This is a genomic window from Pseudomonas sp. SIMBA_041 (genome assembly GCF_046535095.1).
GTDB classification, from domain to species: domain Bacteria; phylum Pseudomonadota; class Gammaproteobacteria; order Pseudomonadales; family Pseudomonadaceae; genus Aquipseudomonas; species Aquipseudomonas mucoides.
This window is the reverse complement of the sequence record NZ_JAWRXJ010000719.1, coordinates 1-248: the sequence shown is the minus strand read 5'-3', so window position 1 is coordinate 248 and position 248 is coordinate 1. Positions and strand designations below refer to the sequence as shown.

Sequence of the window (248 nt, the reverse complement as noted above, 5' to 3'; positions counted from 1 at the left end):
CAGTTCCGCCTGGCTAACCACGCGGTTGACTATCCCCCAACGCAGCGCCTCTTCTGCGCCCATTCGTCTGCCGGTCATCACCATTTCATTGACGATGGCAGGCGGCAGGATCTTCGGCAGACGCAGCACACCGCCGCTGTCAGGAACGATGCCCAGTTTGGCTTCCGGCAGGGCGAAGCTGGCGTTATCGGCACAAACAATAAAATCTGCCGCCAGCGCCAGTTCGAAACCGCCGCCAAAGGCGTAGC

1 protein-coding gene is annotated in these 248 nt (G+C 60.9%); it reads right to left on the bottom strand.

The genetic code is table 11. The features are described 5' to 3' along the window. On the bottom strand, positions 1-248 hold a 248-nt coding region (locus SB725_RS32985), incomplete at both ends, for an enoyl-CoA hydratase-related protein (protein ID WP_410923671.1).